Source organism: Bacillus spizizenii TU-B-10 (assembly GCF_000227465.1).
Lineage (GTDB): Bacteria > Bacillota > Bacilli > Bacillales > Bacillaceae > Bacillus > Bacillus spizizenii.
Genome location: NC_016047.1, coordinates 3,888,762 through 3,906,292 on the forward strand (window position 1 = coordinate 3,888,762; position 17,531 = coordinate 3,906,292).

At 44.5% G+C, this 17,531-nt stretch carries 16 protein-coding genes; 4 read left to right on the forward strand and 12 right to left on the reverse strand.

The features are described 5' to 3' along the window. Positions 1–119: 119 nt before the first annotated feature. Positions 120–935, forward strand: coding sequence for a bifunctional hydroxymethylpyrimidine kinase/phosphomethylpyrimidine kinase (locus GYO_RS41525; RefSeq protein ID WP_041521101.1), 816 nt, complete (start codon positions 120–122; stop codon positions 933–935). An 89-nt stretch (positions 936–1,024) separates the two neighbouring features. Here the strand turns inward: GYO_RS41525 and GYO_RS41530 are convergent, their stop codons facing one another. From GYO_RS41530 to scrA, 3 genes are all read right to left on the reverse strand, one after another. Next, positions 1,025–1,273 carry a hypothetical protein gene (locus GYO_RS41530; RefSeq protein WP_014115608.1) on the reverse strand — a complete coding sequence of 83 codons (249 nt, stop codon included), beginning with the start codon at positions 1,271–1,273 and terminating at the stop codon, positions 1,025–1,027. Between the two features lie 93 nt (positions 1,274–1,366). Continuing rightward, positions 1,367–2,806, reverse strand: coding sequence for a sucrose-6-phosphate hydrolase (gene sacA, locus GYO_RS41535; RefSeq protein ID WP_014115609.1), 1,440 nt, complete (start codon positions 2,804–2,806; stop codon positions 1,367–1,369). After that, complete coding sequence (scrA, locus tag GYO_RS41540; protein WP_014115610.1) at positions 2,803–4,188, reverse strand: PTS system sucrose transporter subunit IIBC; 1,386 nt, start codon at positions 4,186–4,188, stop codon at positions 2,803–2,805. Before scrA ends, sacA begins: the two co-directional genes overlap by 4 nt. 301 nt (positions 4,189–4,489) lie before the next feature. Between scrA and GYO_RS41545 the strand changes: the two genes are divergently transcribed. Then, positions 4,490–5,260, forward strand: a complete 771-nt coding sequence (locus GYO_RS41545; RefSeq protein ID WP_014115611.1) for a formate/nitrite transporter family protein — start codon at positions 4,490–4,492, stop codon at positions 5,258–5,260. A 38-nt stretch (positions 5,261–5,298) separates the two neighbouring features. Here the strand turns inward: GYO_RS41545 and sacT are convergent, their stop codons facing one another. Together sacT and GYO_RS41555 are read right to left on the reverse strand one after the other, a co-directional pair. Then, positions 5,299–6,129 (reverse strand): sac operon transcriptional antiterminator SacT, encoded by an 831-nt coding sequence (gene sacT / locus GYO_RS41550; protein ID WP_014115612.1) that lies wholly within the window; start codon positions 6,127–6,129, stop codon positions 5,299–5,301. A 39-nt stretch (positions 6,130–6,168) separates the two neighbouring features. Continuing rightward, complete coding sequence (locus GYO_RS41555) at positions 6,169–6,471, reverse strand: hypothetical protein (RefSeq protein WP_003222155.1); 303 nt, start codon at positions 6,469–6,471, stop codon at positions 6,169–6,171. A gap of 528 nt (positions 6,472–6,999) precedes the next feature. On the opposite strand from GYO_RS41555, the gene vpr reads away from it, so the two are divergent. Continuing rightward, positions 7,000–9,420, forward strand: a complete 2,421-nt coding sequence (gene vpr / locus GYO_RS41560) for a serine protease Vpr (RefSeq protein ID WP_014115613.1) — start codon at positions 7,000–7,002, stop codon at positions 9,418–9,420. 37 nt (positions 9,421–9,457) lie between these two features. Here the strand turns inward: vpr and GYO_RS41565 are convergent, their stop codons facing one another. The 4 genes from GYO_RS41565 to GYO_RS41580 all read right to left on the reverse strand — a co-directional run bounded on the left by GYO_RS41565 (position 9,458) and on the right by GYO_RS41580 (position 14,027). Further along, positions 9,458–10,459, reverse strand: a complete 1,002-nt coding sequence (locus GYO_RS41565; RefSeq protein ID WP_014115614.1) for an LLM class flavin-dependent oxidoreductase — start codon at positions 10,457–10,459, stop codon at positions 9,458–9,460. A 175-nt stretch (positions 10,460–10,634) separates the two neighbouring features. Next, positions 10,635–11,384 (reverse strand): oxygen-insensitive NADPH nitroreductase, encoded by a 750-nt coding sequence (gene nfsA, locus GYO_RS41570; protein WP_014115615.1) that lies wholly within the window; start codon positions 11,382–11,384, stop codon positions 10,635–10,637. 105 nt (positions 11,385–11,489) lie between these two features. After that, positions 11,490–12,671, reverse strand: a complete 1,182-nt coding sequence (rodA, locus tag GYO_RS41575) for a cell shape-determining peptidoglycan glycosyltransferase RodA (protein ID WP_014115617.1) — start codon at positions 12,669–12,671, stop codon at positions 11,490–11,492. 210 nt (positions 12,672–12,881) lie between these two features. Next, positions 12,882–14,027 (reverse strand): GNAT family N-acetyltransferase, encoded by a 1,146-nt coding sequence (locus tag GYO_RS41580; protein WP_014115618.1) that lies wholly within the window; start codon positions 14,025–14,027, stop codon positions 12,882–12,884. A 228-nt stretch (positions 14,028–14,255) separates the two neighbouring features. Between GYO_RS41580 and ywcE the strand changes: the two genes are divergently transcribed. Then, positions 14,256–14,519, forward strand: coding sequence for a spore morphogenesis/germination protein YwcE (gene ywcE, locus GYO_RS41585; protein WP_003227411.1), 264 nt, complete (start codon positions 14,256–14,258; stop codon positions 14,517–14,519). A gap of 41 nt (positions 14,520–14,560) precedes the next feature. Here ywcE and qoxD read toward each other — a convergent pair whose 3' ends face one another. Genes qoxD through qoxB form a run of 3 tightly spaced genes read right to left on the reverse strand, consistent with a single transcriptional unit; the run spans position 14,561 to position 17,514 of the window. Beyond that, complete coding sequence (gene qoxD, locus GYO_RS41590; RefSeq protein ID WP_003222169.1) at positions 14,561–14,935, reverse strand: cytochrome aa3 quinol oxidase subunit IV; 375 nt, start codon at positions 14,933–14,935, stop codon at positions 14,561–14,563. A 1-nt stretch (position 14,936) separates the two neighbouring features. Next, entirely contained in the window at positions 14,937–15,551 is a 615-nt protein-coding gene (gene qoxC, locus GYO_RS41595; RefSeq protein WP_003236031.1) for a cytochrome aa3 quinol oxidase subunit III, read from the reverse strand. Between the two features lie 13 nt (positions 15,552–15,564). Further along, the gene (gene qoxB / locus GYO_RS41600) at positions 15,565–17,514 is read right to left on the reverse strand and encodes a cytochrome aa3 quinol oxidase subunit I (protein WP_014115619.1); all 1,950 of its coding nucleotides are present in this window, start codon (positions 17,512–17,514) and stop codon (positions 15,565–15,567) included. Positions 17,515–17,531 lie beyond the last annotated feature (17 nt).

A 17,531-nucleotide genomic window follows, 5' to 3' on the forward strand; every position in this document is an offset into this window, starting at 1 on the left:
TATGTAGCATTTTACGAAAGCCTCTTGATATTGTCAAATGATTCCTATCGTTCTTCTATATTGTGATACAGAGAAAATCTAACTATAATGAAAGACAAAACATGATGGAGGTTCAAGACATGTCTATGCATAAAGCACTCACCATTGCCGGCTCAGATTCCAGCGGCGGTGCTGGGATTCAAGCTGATTTAAAAACATTTCAAGAAAAAAACGTATACGGGATGACCGCCTTAACGGTGATCGTTGCGATGGACCCGAATAACAGCTGGGACCATCAAGTGTTTCCGATCGATACTGATACAATTCGTGCCCAGCTTGCAACGATTACGGACGGCATCGGTGTGGACGCCATGAAAACAGGAATGCTGCCAACCGTTGACATTATCGAGCTTGCAGCAAAAACGATCAAAGAAAAACAATTAAAAAATGTGGTGATTGACCCGGTCATGGTTTGCAAAGGAGCTAATGAAGTCCTTTATCCGGAGCACGCCCAAGCCCTGCGTGAACAATTAGCGCCGCTAGCCACTGTCATTACGCCGAATCTGTTTGAAGCCAGCCAGCTCAGCGGCATGGATGAACTAAAAACAGTTGACGATATGATCGAAGCCGCGAAAAAAATTCACGCACTCGGCGCCCAATATGTTGTCATTACAGGCGGAGGCAAACTCAAACACGAAAAAGCCGTTGATGTTCTCTACGACGGAGAAACAGCGGAAGTCCTTGAAAGCGAAATGATCAATACGCCTTATACACACGGCGCAGGCTGTACCTTCTCAGCAGCCGTGACAGCGGAGCTCGCCAAAGGTGCGGAAGTCAAAGAAGCCATTTACGCAGCGAAAGAATTCATTACCGCTGCTATTAAAGAATCCTTCCCGCTAAACCAGTATGTCGGACCTACGAAGCATTCTGCGCTGCGCCTGAATAAACAATCATAAACAAAAAAGGCTGCCTTACAGAAAGGCAGCCTTTTTTATATGACCGAATACTTTTCACAGAAAAACTGCCGATCCCATCGGCAGCCTGTTTATTTGACTTTTAAATTGTTCGCAGATTTCCTCAAAAATGCTTCGATCGACTGAACAAAAAGTGCATATTCCTTCATTTGCTCATATGCTCGCGAAAGAATTTCCGCCGTTTCACTGTGCGGTGTTGTCCCGCCAAGCATTTTTTTCAGCTGCAGCAGCACATCCTTATATTCTTCCCGCTTATCTTCAACTTGGTCCGCAGCCTTTTCCAAACATTCCGGTGTTATCTTCTGTTCATGTATATTCAAGAAAACAACTCCTTTTACAGAAAAAAATAATAGGTTATCGTTGAAGAATAGCACAGATGGCACAGATTTCACATAAGAAAATAGAAGTATTTTCTACATAAGTGTCCAAATTCCGACGTTCATTTTAGATTTCCCGGTCGAACTGGCTGTTACTTCTTGATTTCCCGGGAAAGGAAAATATCTCGCACTAAAGACCTCTTCTCCGTTATTGATAAAGATTTCCACAGATGACGCGTCGAGAAACATGTGTACGGTATGCAAATCCTTGATGTGGCAATGTCTCGCTTCTGTTCTTTTTCCGTCAAAGCTCTTTCGTTCCAGCGTAACAATCCCCTCGTCTTTTTGGAAGGAAAACGTAGCCGTTCCGCGGATACTGATTGAAAAGCCAGACTCCGTATGAATGTCTTCCAGCAGAATCTCAGTTCTTTCAGGGTTTTCAACTGGAAGCGTACCAGATGATCCATGCATGTTGATTTGTATGTTCTTCTCATTCCTGCGCATGGCTTTCAGCTCAGGCAGCGGCTGCTGAATCAGCTTCTGCCCTGATAGCGTCAGCTGTCTCGGCAGCGTCATACAGTGGATCCAGTGATAGTCAATCGTCGGATGAGACCCTTCATCCTGATCAGGCACAGCCATCCATGCAAACAAAATCCGCCTTCCTTGATCATCTTCAAGTGTTTGCGGCGCATAAAAATCAAAGCCTTGATCAAGCTCCGTAAAATCACCATGCTTCAGTTCAGGCTTGTTAAAATCGAGACGTCCGACAAAATAACCTGATTGATACACGTTCTGATAACGAAAACCATCAGCCTCAAGCCCTTGAGGCGAGACTATCAGCACGTCGGACCCCTGAAGGGAAAACAAGTCAGGGCATTCCCACATGTACCCAAAATCGTCCAACCCGTTGAAGCCCGCGCCGGTTATCGGGCCGAGAAACCTCCACTCTGTCAGGTTATCAGAAGCAAACAACACAGCGTGTCCTTGCATATTCTCCGTTTGCGCACCGATCACCATAAACCATGTGCCTTCATGCTCCCATACCTTCGGATCGCGAAAATGCGCCGTGTATCCCTCTGGGAGGCGGGCGACGACACCTTTTTTCTCAAAGGACAATCCGTCGTCAGATACAGCAAGGCACTGATACGTTTCCCGATTCCCATCCTGATCCCTGACATTGCCTGTGTAAAACAGATAGAGCTGATCGTCTTTCGTGACAGCGCTGCCCGAGTAGCAGCCGTTTTTATCGAACCAATCACTTGGAGCGAGCGCAATCTCTTCCCGCTTCCAATTCACAACATCCTGACTCGTATAATGTCCCCAGAATTTCGCGCCGTGCCCCGTCTGAAACGGCTGCCACTGGAAAAACACATGATAGCTGCCCTTCCAATATATCACGCCATTCGGGTCATTCAGCAGACCAACCGGCGGCATAATGTGAAAATGCTGGCGGTGCGGATCGCTATTAGCAATAGGTTCATTTTTCTCCACTTCTTCATAAGCCCGGCGACGAAGCTCCTGATCATGTGCTGTCATTTTTTTCTCCCCTCATCCTCATTAATTTTCATGATAAACGCTGCAATGAACGCTGACACTGCCGCAATCGCCATTCCAATCAGATAGTTGATCAAGTTGCCAAAGCCAAACGGCGCCGCAATAGCGATCATCGGAATACCCGTTAACCCGTAAGCGTTTGCAGCAACATGTGTAAAGACGACATATGCACCGCCCAATGCGCCTCCGATCATCGCGGCGATAAATGGTTTTCGGTAGCGAAGATTGACTCCGAATATAACTGGCTCAGTAATGCCGAGAAAAGCGGAAAATGCAGCCGGAAGCGCGATTTCTTTTGTCTTTGCCTTTTTCGCCATAAAGAAAACGGCAAGGCCGGCCCCGCCCTGTGCGACATTCGCCATTGACCAGATCGGCAGCAAGTAGTTTTTGCCTATATCTGCAATAAGCCCTGCCTCAATCGCATGGAAGCTGTGATGAACACCTGTCAGCACGATGAGTGAATACGTGCCCCCGAAAATCAGACCCGCAACAAAACCGGCATGGTCATATACATAAGTTAAAGCAACCGTAATGCCGGAGCCAAGTGCTCTGCCCAAAGGACCAATCGCGATAAAAGCGACAAACCCGGTGACAATCACTGTAACAAAAGGTGTAACAAGCAAATCTACCGCATGCGGAACCACTTTTCTTGTCCATTTCTCTACCTTGCTCATCACATAAACCGCCAACAGGACAGGGATAACAGTTCCCTGGTAGCCGAGAAGCGCGATATCAAATCCGAAAAGATGCATATAATCAGGTGTTGCTTCCGCCAAACCCCATGGATTCAAAAGCGTCGGATGAATCATGATACCCCCGATGACCGCTCCCAAGTAAGGGTTGCTGCCAAACTCTTTTGAAGCACTGACCCCGATTAAAATCGGCAAGAAAATAAATGCCGCACTTGAGAACATATCGAGCAGCTGCAGCAGTGCAGAATCCTTGCTCATCCAATGAAACGCATTGATCATACCCAGTAATCCCATTAATAGGCCGCTGGCCACAATAGCCGGGATGATTGGAACGAAAATATTAGAAAGCGTTTTCGCAAATCTCGCAGCGGGATTCAGTTTTTCTTTTGCTGCATCCTGATGATTTACGTGTTCTTCACGCTCAGTATCGGCTTCCTTAGAAAAAGCATCGTACACCTTATTGACAAGGCCTGTTCCGAAAATGATCTGGTACTGGCCAGAGCTGCTGAAAGCGCCTTTTACGCCATCAAGCTCTTCTACTTGTGCTTGATCTATCTTTGATTCATCTTTCATCACTAAACGCAGTCTTGTTGCACAATGAGCCGCGCTGATAATGTTATCTTTCCCCCCGAGAAGTTCAATGAGGCGTTTGGCAGTCTCTTTGTAATCCATCTGTTTCTCCCCCTTTTATTTAAACAAAAAAGACCTAAAATTCGCCAACGAATAAAGGACACAGCGATCCTTTTTCATTTACGCAAATTTTAGGTCTTGCCTGCTTTACCAGTCACAATCCCGCTTATTTAGATTGAGAATACGCTTTCATCATAAATCATGACAGCGTTTTCGTCAACTATTTTTTTAGTTAAAAAGTTTGATAAAACATTTAGACAAAAATTCGTAAAAATTATTTGTGAAACATTTCACAATATCATGTTATACTATGCTCAACCACAGAGAAAGCAGGAAAAAGACAATGGAAACTCAAGCATTGCAAAAGGTTGAACAGTACGCTTTGAACAAACAAAACATATTTGTTTCTAGCAAAATCCGTTATGTGCTCAGATCCATTTTGGCCAGCATGTTTATCGGATTCGGCATTACAGCCGCAAGCAAAACAGGCAGCTATTTCTCTATGGCGGATTCTCCGTTTGCTTTTCCGGCAGCCGCCGTCACATTCGGGGCCGCTATTCTGCTGATTGCTTACGGGGGCGGAGATTTATTTACCGGCAACACCTTTTATTTCACATATACCGCGCTCCGAAAAAAAATCCGCTGGCGCGACACTCTGTACCTATGGATGTCAAGCTATGCCGGCAATTTGATCGGCGCCATTCTATTTGCCATTCTGATCAGCGCGACAGGACTTTTTGAGGAGGCTTCTGTTCATTCCTTTTTGATTCATCTGGCAGAGCACAAAATGGAGCCGCCCGCTTCCGAACTGTTTTTCAGAGGAATGCTGTGCAATTGGCTTGTGTGCCTCGCCTTTTTCATTCCGATGTCTCTCAAAGGGGAAGGAGCAAAGCTGTTTGCCATGATGCTTTTCGTTTTCTGCTTCTTTATTTCCGGCTTTGAACACAGCATTGCCAATATGTGCACATTCGCCATCTCACTTTTGATCGAGCACCCTGATACAGTGACAGTAATGGGAGCAGTCAGAAACTTAATTCCCGTTACGCTCGGCAATCTGACCGCGGGAATGGTAATGATGGGCTGGATGTACTACACGCTCAATCCCGATAAATAAAAAAACTTCCAGAGATCACTCCCTGCAAGTCAAAGCGGTTATTCCGAGAGATCTTGAAGACGCTGGACATGCAGCGTGATATAACCGGCCTCGGAGTCCGGCAAATGTAATTGATATTCACTTTTCAAAAACTCCGCCAGCTCCAGCGCACATTGATAGGCAAATGAATACTTTTTTTGGATGAAATAAAGCATCTCCTCGTCCATACGATGGAGCGCTTCATTTGATTCCAACCGGCTGACCGCGTATCGCAAATGCGTGACAAGGCGTTGATAGGAAATGCTGTTTTCATCCACCTTTCGATTAAAGTATTGTTCTATTTTCTCTATCATTTCTTTGATCATGGTCGTATGCTTCAGCGCTGAATACATGCTCTCCGCATCCATTTTCGCCGTATGGATGTGAAGGGCAATATAACCCGCTTCATCTTCAGGAAGAGACACGCCCAATGTCTCTTTTACATGTCCGATCGCCCACAGGCCGATCTCGTATTCTTTTTTATAGAGCGCTTTTATCTCATGCAGCAATTTATTCTGCACAAGCAGCCCATTTTGAATCCTTTCGATCGCAAAGGACAAATGGTCAGAAAGCGCGATATGAATGTGGTCGCTCAGCGGCGCCACGAGCTCTCCTTCCGCATGGCTGATGATATCCTCAGCTATTTCAATATGCTCCTCCGGCAGCGTTTGCAGAATTTGTTTAAACTTTTCATTCTCGTCGTGCACGACAAAGATCTTTTCCACTTTATTCATAGGGATGAGGTCATTTTTCTTTTTTTGAAAAGCGATCCCTGGCCCCATCACGATTTTTTCCTGATCATCCTCTTTTATCAAAGCCGCATTGTTGTTTAGTACTTTATAGATTTTCAAGAGGCTATCTCTCCCGCCAATTAGCTTTTGACTGGGATTTTACCTCCTTTTGACCGCCATGTAAAGATGCGGGCCAGCTCTCTCCTGCTTTGGCGATTCCTTGAAGGCTTGCAAACATCTTCTTTTATAAAGCGCGGCGGCTTTCGCTTTCTGCTTTTCTTCCTCATTCACAGCCATCCGCCACTCATAAAACGAAACAAGTCCCGCGGCCTGCACCGCCGCTTTTCTTTGGTATGTACGCTGAGCCGAATAGACTGCGGCAGCCGCAGTTTTTCTGTCCGGCGTCACCCAGTTCATTAAAAAGACCATCCACACCCGTAAAGATACAAGCAAACGTTTCATAGAAAAACATCCCTCCGCTTCTTTTTGGCAGGCAGCCTTTTAGCAGCCCGTTTTCTCAGCCGCAGCCCACGGGAAAAGACGGCCGATTTCTTTTCTCGCAAACTAGCGGCTCTAGCAAAACTCATGACTCTATAATAGACTGCGGAAAGAGAATTCTTTGTCACAATATGAGTGAAAAAACCAACTAGTTTTTAGAAGTTTTGTTGAAAGCTGAAAGAAATGAAATGAAAATTGGAGAACTGCTTTAAAAACTTTATACACAAGTTATCCCAAAGATAAGAACAACTTAATCACAATAGATATCCACATGTCCACAAACCCTATCTATATTTTGTATAAGAACATATATTCCCAACTATATATATACACAGGTTTATTCACTTATACACAGGGTTCTGTGTATAACTCCTTCCTTATACACAAACAAAATCCAATAAATGGTCCAAATGACACAAGGATTTTTTTGAATTTTCAAGAAATATATACTAGATCTATAACATTTTTTCTAAACACAAAGGGGGAAACACATTGAAAAAGGGGATCATTCGCTTTCTGCTTATAAGTTTTGTTGTATTTTTTGCGTTATCCACAGGTATGACAGGAGTACAGGCAGCTCCGGCTTCTTCAAAAACGTCGGCTGACCTGGAAAAAGCCGAGGTATTCGGTGATATCGACACGACAACAAGCAAAAAAACAACCGTTATCGTGGAATTAAAAGAAAAATCCTTGGCAGAGGCGAAGGAAGCGGGAGAAAGCCAAACGAAAAGCAAGCTAAAAACCGCTCGCACCACAGCAAAAAACAAAGCCCTCAAAGCGGTGAAAAACGGGAAAGTTAACCGGGAATATGAGCAGGTTTTCTCAGGCTTTTCTATGAAGCTCCCAGCTAATGAGATTCCAAAACTTCTCGCGGTAAAAGACGTTAAGGCAGTATACCCGAACGTCACATACAAAACAGACAATATAAAGGATAAAGACGTCACGATCTCCGAGGACGCCGTATCTCCGCAAATGGATGACAGCGCGCCGTATATCGGAGCAAACGATGCATGGGATTTAGGCTACACAGGAAAAGGCGTCAAGGTGGCCATTATTGATACCGGGGTTGAATACAATCACCCTGATCTGAAGAAAAACTTCGGACAATATAAAGGATACGATTTTGTAGACAATGATTACGATCCAAAAGAAACACCAACAGGTGATCCGAGAGGCGGAGCAACTGACCACGGAACACATGTAGCCGGAACTGTGGCCGCAAACGGAACGATTAAAGGGGTTGCGCCTGATGCCACACTTCTCGCTTACCGCGTGTTAGGTCCTGGCGGAAGCGGCACAACAGAAAACGTCATTGCCGGCGTGGAACGTGCTGTACAGGACGGAGCAGATGTGATGAACCTGTCTCTCGGAAACTCATTAAACAACCCGGACTGGGCGACAAGCACAGCGCTTGACTGGGCCATGTCAGAAGGCGTTGTCGCTGTTACGTCAAACGGCAACAGCGGACCGAACGGCTGGACAGTCGGATCACCTGGCACATCAAGAGAAGCGATTTCTGTCGGTGCGACCCAGCTGCCGCTCAACGAATATGCCGTCACTTTCGGCTCCTACTCTTCAGCAAAAGTGATGGGCTATAACAAAGAGGACGATGTCAAGGCGCTCAATAACAAAGAAATTGAGCTTGTTGAAGCGGGAATCGGCGAAGCAAAGGACTTTGAAGGAAAAGATCTGACAGGAAAAGTCGCCGTTGTCAAACGAGGCAGCATTGCATTTGTGGATAAAGCGGATCATGCTAAAAAAGCCGGCGCCATCGGCATGGTTGTGTATAACAACCTCACTGGAGAAATTGAATCCAATGTGCCAGGCATGTCTGTGCCAACGATTAAGCTTTCATTAGAAGACGGTGAGAAACTCGTCAGCGCCATAAAAGCTGGTGAGACAAAAACAACATTCAAGTTGACGGTCTCAAAATCGCTCGGTGAGCAAGTGGCTGATTTCTCATCACGCGGCCCTGTTATGGATACGTGGATGATTAAGCCTGATATTTCCGCACCAGGCGTCAATATCGTCAGCACCATCCCGACACACGATCCTAACAACCCATACGGGTACGGATCAAAACAAGGAACCAGCATGGCATCGCCTCATATTGCCGGAGCGGTTGCCGTTATCAAACAAGCCAAACCAAAGTGGAGCGTTGAACAGATCAAAGCCGCCATCATGAATACCGCTGTCACCTTAAAGGATGGCGACGGAGAAGTGTATCCTCATAACGCCCAAGGTGCAGGCAGCGCGAGAATCATGAACGCGATCAAAGCCGACTCGCTCGTCTCACCTGGAAGCTATTCATACGGTACATTCTTGAAGGAAAGCGGAAACGAAACGAAAAAAGAAACGTTTACGATTGAAAACCAATCTTCCATTAGAAAGTCATACACACTTGAATACTCATTTAACAGCAGCGGCATCTCCACATCCGGCACAAGCCGTGTTGTGATTCCGGCACATAAAACCGGAAAAGCCACTGCAAAAGTAAAAGTCAATACTAAGAAAACAAAAGCTGGCACCTATGAAGGAACGGTTATCGTCAGAGAAGGCGGAAAAACCGTCGCTAAGGTACCTACATTGCTAATTGTTAAAGAGCCGGATTATCCGAGAGTAACATCTGTCTCCGTCAGCGAAGGGTCTGTACAAGGCACCTATCAAATTGAAACCTACCTTCCTTCAGGAGCAGAAGAGCTGGCATTCCTCGTCTATGACAGCAACCTTGATTTTGCAGGCCAAGCCGGCATTTATAAAAATCAAGATAAGGGCTATCAATACTTTGACTGGGACGGCACGATCAATGGCGGAACCAAACTTCCTGCCGGAGAATATTACTTGCTCGCCTATGCCGCAAACAAAGGCAAATCAAGCCAGATTCTGACTGAAGAGCCTTTTACCGTTGAATAATAAGAAGCCCTGCCGAATCGGCAGGGCTTTTTTCAGATTAATTGGCAAATGCTTCCTGCAACAAGCGGTAAGAACGGAGCTTATCTTCAAAATGATGCGTAATGGTCACCGCCATGATTTCCTCAGTTCCATACGCCTTACTCAAAGCTAACAGCTGCTCCTTAACCTGTTCTTTCGTGCCGACAATCATTCGATTTCGGTTATCCGCAATTCGTCTCTGTTCATAGGGGGAGTACGTATTTTCCCGAACAGCTTCATACGAAGGAACTCCTTTTAAAGGAATGCCCTGCTCCCCTGCCAAAAGCGTAAAATCAAGCACTGCCGCAAGCTCCTCTGCCTTCTCCTCCGTGTCAGCACAAAGAACAAAAACAGCGACTGCCGCTCGGGCTGTGTCTCCTAACACAGACGGTTTAAATCGTCTCTTATACTGTCTAACCGTATCCTCTCCGCCCTCTCCATTGATAAAGTGGGCAAACATATAGCCAGCGCCTGAATCAGCGGCGAGCAGTGCGCTTTCTCCAGATGAGCCGAGCAGCCACACATCCGGCGCGGTAGAAATATGCGGCGCAGCCGTCAGATTCGGAAAACGGTGTTTGTCATCCGCCAAATCATGTAAATACATAGTCAGTTCCTTGATTTGCTGCGGATACTGATCAGCATTGCGTTTTCCTCCGTCATTCAGCGCCCATGATGCAATCGGCATTCCCCCCGGTGCTCTGCCAACCCCAAGATCAATTCTTCCCGGTGTCAGCCCCTCCAGCACACGGAAATTCTCAGCTACTTTATAAGCGCTGTAATGCGGCAGCATGACTCCGCCTGATCCAACACGGATTCGCTTCGTTTTCGCTGCTATATGACTGATTAGCACCTCAGGGCTTGACCCTGCCAGCCGCCTTGAAAAGTGATGCTCAGAAACCCAAAATCTCTTATATCCAAGGTCCTCAGCAGCCTGTGCAAGTGCAACGGTTTGCTGTAAGGCTGTTTCTGTACTGCTGCCCTCTGATACTGGAGATTGATCTAATATACTCAATGAAATCATCCCTACCACCTCATCCTCATCGTATCACTGATCCCTTATTTTTTCTCCAAAGCCGCTCACACTGCTTATCAGTGTTTCCCGATCATTCGCCATTTATTTGTGATAACATGTCTCTATTTGTCGGAATATGTTACACGTGAAACATAAAAACCCCTCCGAAGCGGAGAGGTTTGCTTTAGTTTTTATTAAAGCCTTTTTCTTTCACATAGTCATTTAAATAGGTACGCGGTTTCTGCTTCATAAAGTTCAGAATCTGATCAGACCACGTTTCTTCCCGCTTTCCGTTTGTTCTTTCTCTATAATAATCAGAAATGGTTTGGTCATACGCATTCATGGTTTCGCGGAAATCATCTGTGTTTACATTATACGTATTCTCATGATAGACAGCCTGCTTTGGCAATCTCGGTTTTTTGCCGGATAGGTTTGCAGGATGGCCTACTGCCAGACCGAAAAGCGGAAGCACATGGTCAGGCGTTTGCAACACCTCTGTCACCTTGTCCAGTTCATTCCGAATGCCGCCGATATAGCAAATGCCAAGCCCCATAGATTCAGCGGCAATGCTCATATTTTGCGCTGCCAGCGCTGCATCAATCAAGCTGACCATAAACATTTCCGTATTCTCGAGCAGCTCAGAAATATTTTCGCCTTTTTCCTCAGCCAGTTTTTGGTGGCGGTGCAAGTCCGCGCAAAATACAAAAAAGTGCCCGTTGTTCTCAACGTAAGGCTGATTTCCGGCAAGCACAGACAGCTCACGTTTTTTCTCAGGATCGGAAACCCCGATAATCGAATACGCCTGCACATAGCTGGACGTAGACGCAGCCTGCGCACTTTTCACTAATATATCAATTTCTTCAGCAGTCAAAAGCTGATCAGTAAAAGACCGGATCGACCGATGATTTAAAATGGTTTCGATTGTGTTATTCATCACAAGAACCTCCTTATCTCTATTTATCATATCCGAAAAATAGTGAACTCAAAAGCGAAATGCTCTTTAATAAAAAAGACAGCCTCTGCCAAGGCTGTCTTCATATTAAGAATTAAAGAGATAACTTCTGTATCTCGTCAGCTGCACACTTGCGTTATACACAATCCCGAAGCCGATTAGCGTGGAAAGCGTCGAGCTTCCCCCGTAGCTGACAAACAGCAGCGGAATCCCGGTAACAGGCATAATACCGATGTTCATTCCGATATTCTGGAATGTATGGATCACTATTAACGCCGTAAAACCAACGCAAAAGAAAGATGCGAAACGGTTATACGGATGTATTTTGTCAATCAGAACGACAAGCCTGTAGATTAAGAAGAAGAACATAATGACGACAATCGCACAGCCTAAAAAGCCAAATGACTCACCTATTATAGAAAAGATAAAGTCAGTTGTACTTTCTGGAACATAAACCTTTAAATTAGAAATACCATTTCCTATAATGCCGCCAGATCCTATTGCCATAATGGCTTGATCAACTTGCCAGCTGTCATTTGAATCTTCCTGCGTCTCATTAGAAGCTGAAACCCAAGAAGTGACCCGCTTAATTTGATAATCCTGTATCCCAACTGATTTAGCAACGTCAGGAAAGTTTATTATGACTAATAAAATAAGTGAAATGAATAAGATACCTGAACCAGCAATGATCGTTATCAGTTTCCAATTTATACCCGACATGAAAATCATGACAAGAACGATAAACATACATATTCCTGCTGTCCCTGCATCTTGCATCAGGATAAGGCCAACAGGGATAACTGCGACACCCGCAATCTTTAATAAGAGGTGAATATCATCCCTAAGCGTCCGAACTCCTTTAGGATTGGCTTTTCCGATGACTGAAGCAAGCATCATAATCAAACCGACCTTCATGAACTCTGAGGGCTGTATTGTTATTCTCCCAATCCTAAACCAACTTTTTGCTCCTTTAATGACCGGTGCAATGGACTCAGGACTGATCTTAAGAATAATCAAAGATAAAATACCTATGATAAAAATATATAAACTTAACTTTTCAAGTTGCTCTAAATCAAAGTACAACAGAACTGTAATCGCAATAGCTCCCAAAAGATAAAAGACAATTTGCTGTATCCAATCCGTGTTCCCATACTGCCCAAATTGACCGGCAGCATAAATTGATACTACGCTTATAATAAAAAACACACCAAATATAAAAATCAAATCCCCCTGATAAAAGGGGTTTTGCTGCTTCTTATATCGACTCATTCTATCCCGCCTTACATTTTCATCGGAAAATCACTAATGTTTATTATACATGAACCAAGTTCAAGATGACACGTGAAGCTCGCTTCCTTTTCAGTTTTTTGCGCATTTGCGGCGCTTTTTCAGCTACACGAAATATGACGTATCATAAACCGAAATGTTTCGATTGACACAAAACTTTTCAAATGAAAATAACCCCTTTTAAATAAGGGGTTAAAAGAAATCCATAAGAAATGGAGGTTTTGACTGAAAAACATCATCAAGCCGTTTGATTTCCGATACCGGCCCATTTATCATGCCTGTTTCATAAAGGAAACGGGCATTTCTGGCGCCTAGAAAGAAAGCGGTTAAAGAAGATATGCTGCATTCTATTAGATGGTCTGATGACTCTTCTGGAATGATCTGCACTTGCTCCGAGTCGACGCGGAAAGTCTGTTGATTCCATGGGGCCCATTGATCCGTAACCTTAAAGTCAAAGGGTGCTGTCATGCGAGATTTTGGATATTCCCGAAAAAAACCTTCAACGTCAACAATGCGCGCCATACTATAAGGATATATGTCTTGTTTGACTCGGGGTTCGACAGTTAAAAAATCAAGATCTTCCTCCATCCGTACAGTCAGTTCCACTTCATTCAGCATCGAATCATGCTGGCAAATAAAATTCCACAAGCCTCTCTGTGCCTCTCTGTTCAAATAAACAAATTCCTTAACTCGCATCGTTTTATTTTTGATGTCATACACAAGATATCCACAGGGCACCCCATCTTCAGAGATATACATCGCTTTCATCCCATGGACCTTCTCTGTCCAATGCTCCTTTGAACGTTTCATCAGCCCATTATGCTTCGTTCTGTACTGATTATAGATAGCATTCACTGCATCTGTTTCATCTTTTTGAAGCCTCTTCACGTACCCAGAGACATCGCCTAGCTTTTGAAACTGTTCTTTGAGGTAGCTCAGGCGTTTTTGATAGAAACAGAGCTCCCAGCCAAATTTACGGTAAAAGGAGATCAGGAACGGATGCAAAAAGCTGATGATTTGGTTTTCTTTCTTCATGACCGTTAAAGCGTTTCGAATAAGCTCCTTTACTGTACCTTTTCTTCTGTATTCAGGCCAGGTTGCCACCCCGGCAATACCGCCCATCTTCATCTCCTGTTCCTCCAACATCACAGAAAAGGGAATGATGTGAAGCTTAGAGAGGAGTTTCTCTTGTTCTTTGATTCCGATGATATAATGGTTCTCTAAAGCTTTTACTTTCTCTTCTCGTTCCTCATCACTGAGTTCTTTCTGAAAAGCATATTCAGACATGCGGATCACTTCTCGCCAGTCTTCTTTTTCAAGCTTGACTACCTGATACATCTGCATCCCCCCTGTTTTTTTAAAAAAGCTCCGTACATTCTCCTAGCGAAATGAACTTAAAAATAAGACGATAGGTCCAGACCAATTCCACAAAAACCTGTATCAATTTCTGGAAAACATGGTATAATAATTGTAACAAAATGTTCAAAAAACAATCACAAAAAAGACACAACTCAGTTCCTCTATTTCATTTTTGTAAACGTTATCACAAAATGAAAGGAGACGGGTATGATGGACATGTTTTTTGCTTATTTATTGGTTGCCAGCGCAACACCTCTCTTTATATGGCTTGATAACAAAAAAGTCGCACTCTCAGCTATTCCGCCAATCATCTTAATGTGGGTATTCTTCTTCTTTTACGCAACAGAAAGCCTTTCTCCACTCGGACACACTCTCATGATTATCTTGTTTGCCGTCAACGTCATTGTCGCTCATATCGCCGCATTTATTATTTACGGTCTTCCGTATCTTCGCAGAAAGCGAAGCAGCTGAGGACAGCAAAAAACCCTCTTCTAACGAAGAGGGTTTTTGTATTATTCGTTGTGGCCTGAATGCTCTGAGTGTTCAGCGCCTCCAGGAGGATTTCCGTCCATATGGTCACCATGGTGATAGTGAGCCGCGAAAATCCAGATGGAACCAAGTACGATAACGATCGCACCGAAGAATCCGAACAGCGTGTTTCCGACTTGGATACCGCCGTTTTCGCTCTCTGTCATGTGCATGAACATGAGAAGCTGCAGCGCCGCTTGGATGAAGGCGAAGCCGAAAATGATCCAAAGTTTTGCTGATGAGCTCAGGTCAGTATACACTGCAACCCATAGAGCCAGCAGGGTCAAAACGATAGACAGTGCAAAACCTACAATGTGCTTCCATGGAAAGTGACTGTGTTCAGCAGATTTGTTTGCCATTTTACAGACCCCCCAATCCCATGAGATAGACACCTGTAAAGATGAAAATCCATACAACATCTAAGAAGTGCCAGTACAAGCTTGAGATAAAGATTTTAGATGAAGTTTGCGGAGTTAAGCCGCGTTTCTTCAACTGAATCAGAATTCCTGTAATCCAGAAAATACCGATTGTTACGTGAGTTCCGTGAGTTCCAAGTAAAACAAAGAATCCAGACCAGAACGCACTTGTACCGAGAGATGCTCCTTCATGTACATAGTGGACAAACTCGTTGATCTCGCATCCGACGAAGCCGGCGCCGAGAAGAAGAGTGATAATTGTCCAAATGACTACGCCTTTTAAACTTCCGCGGCGCATTTCATGAACAGCGATCCCGCAGGTAAAGCTGCTGATAAGCAGCAAGAACGTCATAATCATTACCAGATTCACTTCAAACAGTTCGTCCGGTAAGACACCTCCTGCTGTTCTGTTTTGAAGAACGAAGAAGGTTGCAAATAGTGTTGAGAACAACACAATTTCTGCCCCTAAAAAGATCCAAAACCCGAGAATATTAAGTCTGCCGGTTTCAGATTGATATTCCATAGGCGCGTTAGAATTGCCGTGTTCTGCATGTTCCATAACTCACGCCTCCTTATTCGGAAATCTTTCTTTCCGTCTCTTTTATTTCATCAACACTAATGTAGTAGCCGTTGTCGTATTCGAATGAACGCAGAACCATGCAGAGCAGGACTCCGATCAATCCGACTACGCCCATCCAGTACCATTCAAAGACAAGTCCAAAGCCGGCGATACCGAAGGCAACAGACATAAAGAACGGTCTGCCTGAGTTGCTTGGCATATGGATTTTCTTGAATTTGCTTTCAGGGTATAACTCGATTTTTTCTTCTTTCATATGATGGAATGCATCCTTAGATTTGACTTCAGGAAGCACCGCAAAGTTGTAATGCGGCGGAATCGCAGAAGAAGTCGCCCAATCAAGACTGCGTCCCACACCCCATGAATCTCCGCTGATTTCACGAGTTGAGTAGCGGAAGCTGTAGTAGATGTTATAGCAAAGGATTAAGAATCCTACACCCATCATAAAAGCTCCGACAGTTGAAATAAAGTTCAATGTTGTCCAGCCGTCATTCGGTCCGTATGTGTAAATACGGCGAGGCATGCCTTGAAGCCCCAAGAAATATTGCGGGAAGAAACAAATATTGAACCCGATCATAAAGATCCAGAAGAACCATTTTCCGATTCTTTCGTTCAGCTTGTGGCCGAACATTTTTGGATACCAGAAAATAAATCCGGCGAAACAAGCAAATACAGTACCTGCGATCAGCACATAGTGGAAGTGAGATACAAGGAAGTACGTATTATGGTATTGATAATCCGCTGCTGCCATCGCAAGCATAACCCCTGTAACCCCGCCGATTACGAAGTTAGGAATGAACGCAAGCGCCCACAGCATAGGCGTTGTAAAGCTGATTCGGCCTTTATACATGGTAAAGAGCCAGTTAAAGATTTTAACCCCGGTCGGAATCGAGATAGCCATTGTCGTAATTGAGAAGAAAGAGTTAACGGACGCACTGTTCCCCATTGTGAAGAAGTGGTGAGTCCAAACTAGGAAACTCAATACGGAGATGGCGATAATAGAACCAACCATCGCTGTGTAACCAAACAATTGTTTTCTTGCAAAGCTTGAGATAATCTCAGAGAAAATACCGAATGCCGGAAGAATAACGATATATACTTCAGGATGTCCCCAAATCCAGAACAAGTTTGCCCAAAGCATCGGCATACCGCCTGCTTCCAATGTGAAAAAGTGAGCACCGAACAAACGATCAAATGATAAAAGTGCTAAAGCTACTGTAAGTACAGGGAACGCAAACACGATAATAACCATTGTGATCAGTGTTGTCCATGTAAACATCGGCATACGCATCAGTGTCATGCCTTTTGTTCTCATTTTTAAGATTGTTACCATAAAGTTGATCCCTGTCATCAGCGTACCGATACCGGCAATCTGAAGTCCGAGGAGATAGTAGTTCTCACCCGGTCCAGGACTCATGTCATTACTTGCAAGCGGCATGTAACTTGTCCAGCCTGCGTTCGGAGAACCTCCGATTACGAAAGAAATATTGAAAAGCATTGCTCCTACGAAGAACGTCCAGAAGCTCAGGTTGTTCAAGTAAGGAAATGCAACGTCGCGAGCACCGATTTGAAGAGGTACAACAACGTTAATAAGACCGATCAAAAACGGCATCGCCATGAAGATGATCATGATCGTACCGTGAGTCGTAAAAATTTCATTATAGTGGTTTGAGTCTAAAAAACTGTTATTCGGAAGCGCTAGCTGGGCACGCATCATCAGACCGTCGACACCGCCGCGGAATAGCATAATTACAGCAGATATAATATACATGATTCCGAGTTTTTTATGGTCAACAGTTGTTATCCATTCAGACCAGAGCCATTTCCATTTCTTGAAGTAGGTAAGAACAACAATGATGGCAATGGTAGATAGTGCAATGGAAACTTGTGCGCCAAGAATTAATGGGTCACCAGTTACAAAAAATTCATCCCATTTAAATTTCATGCGGGCTTCCTCCTTTC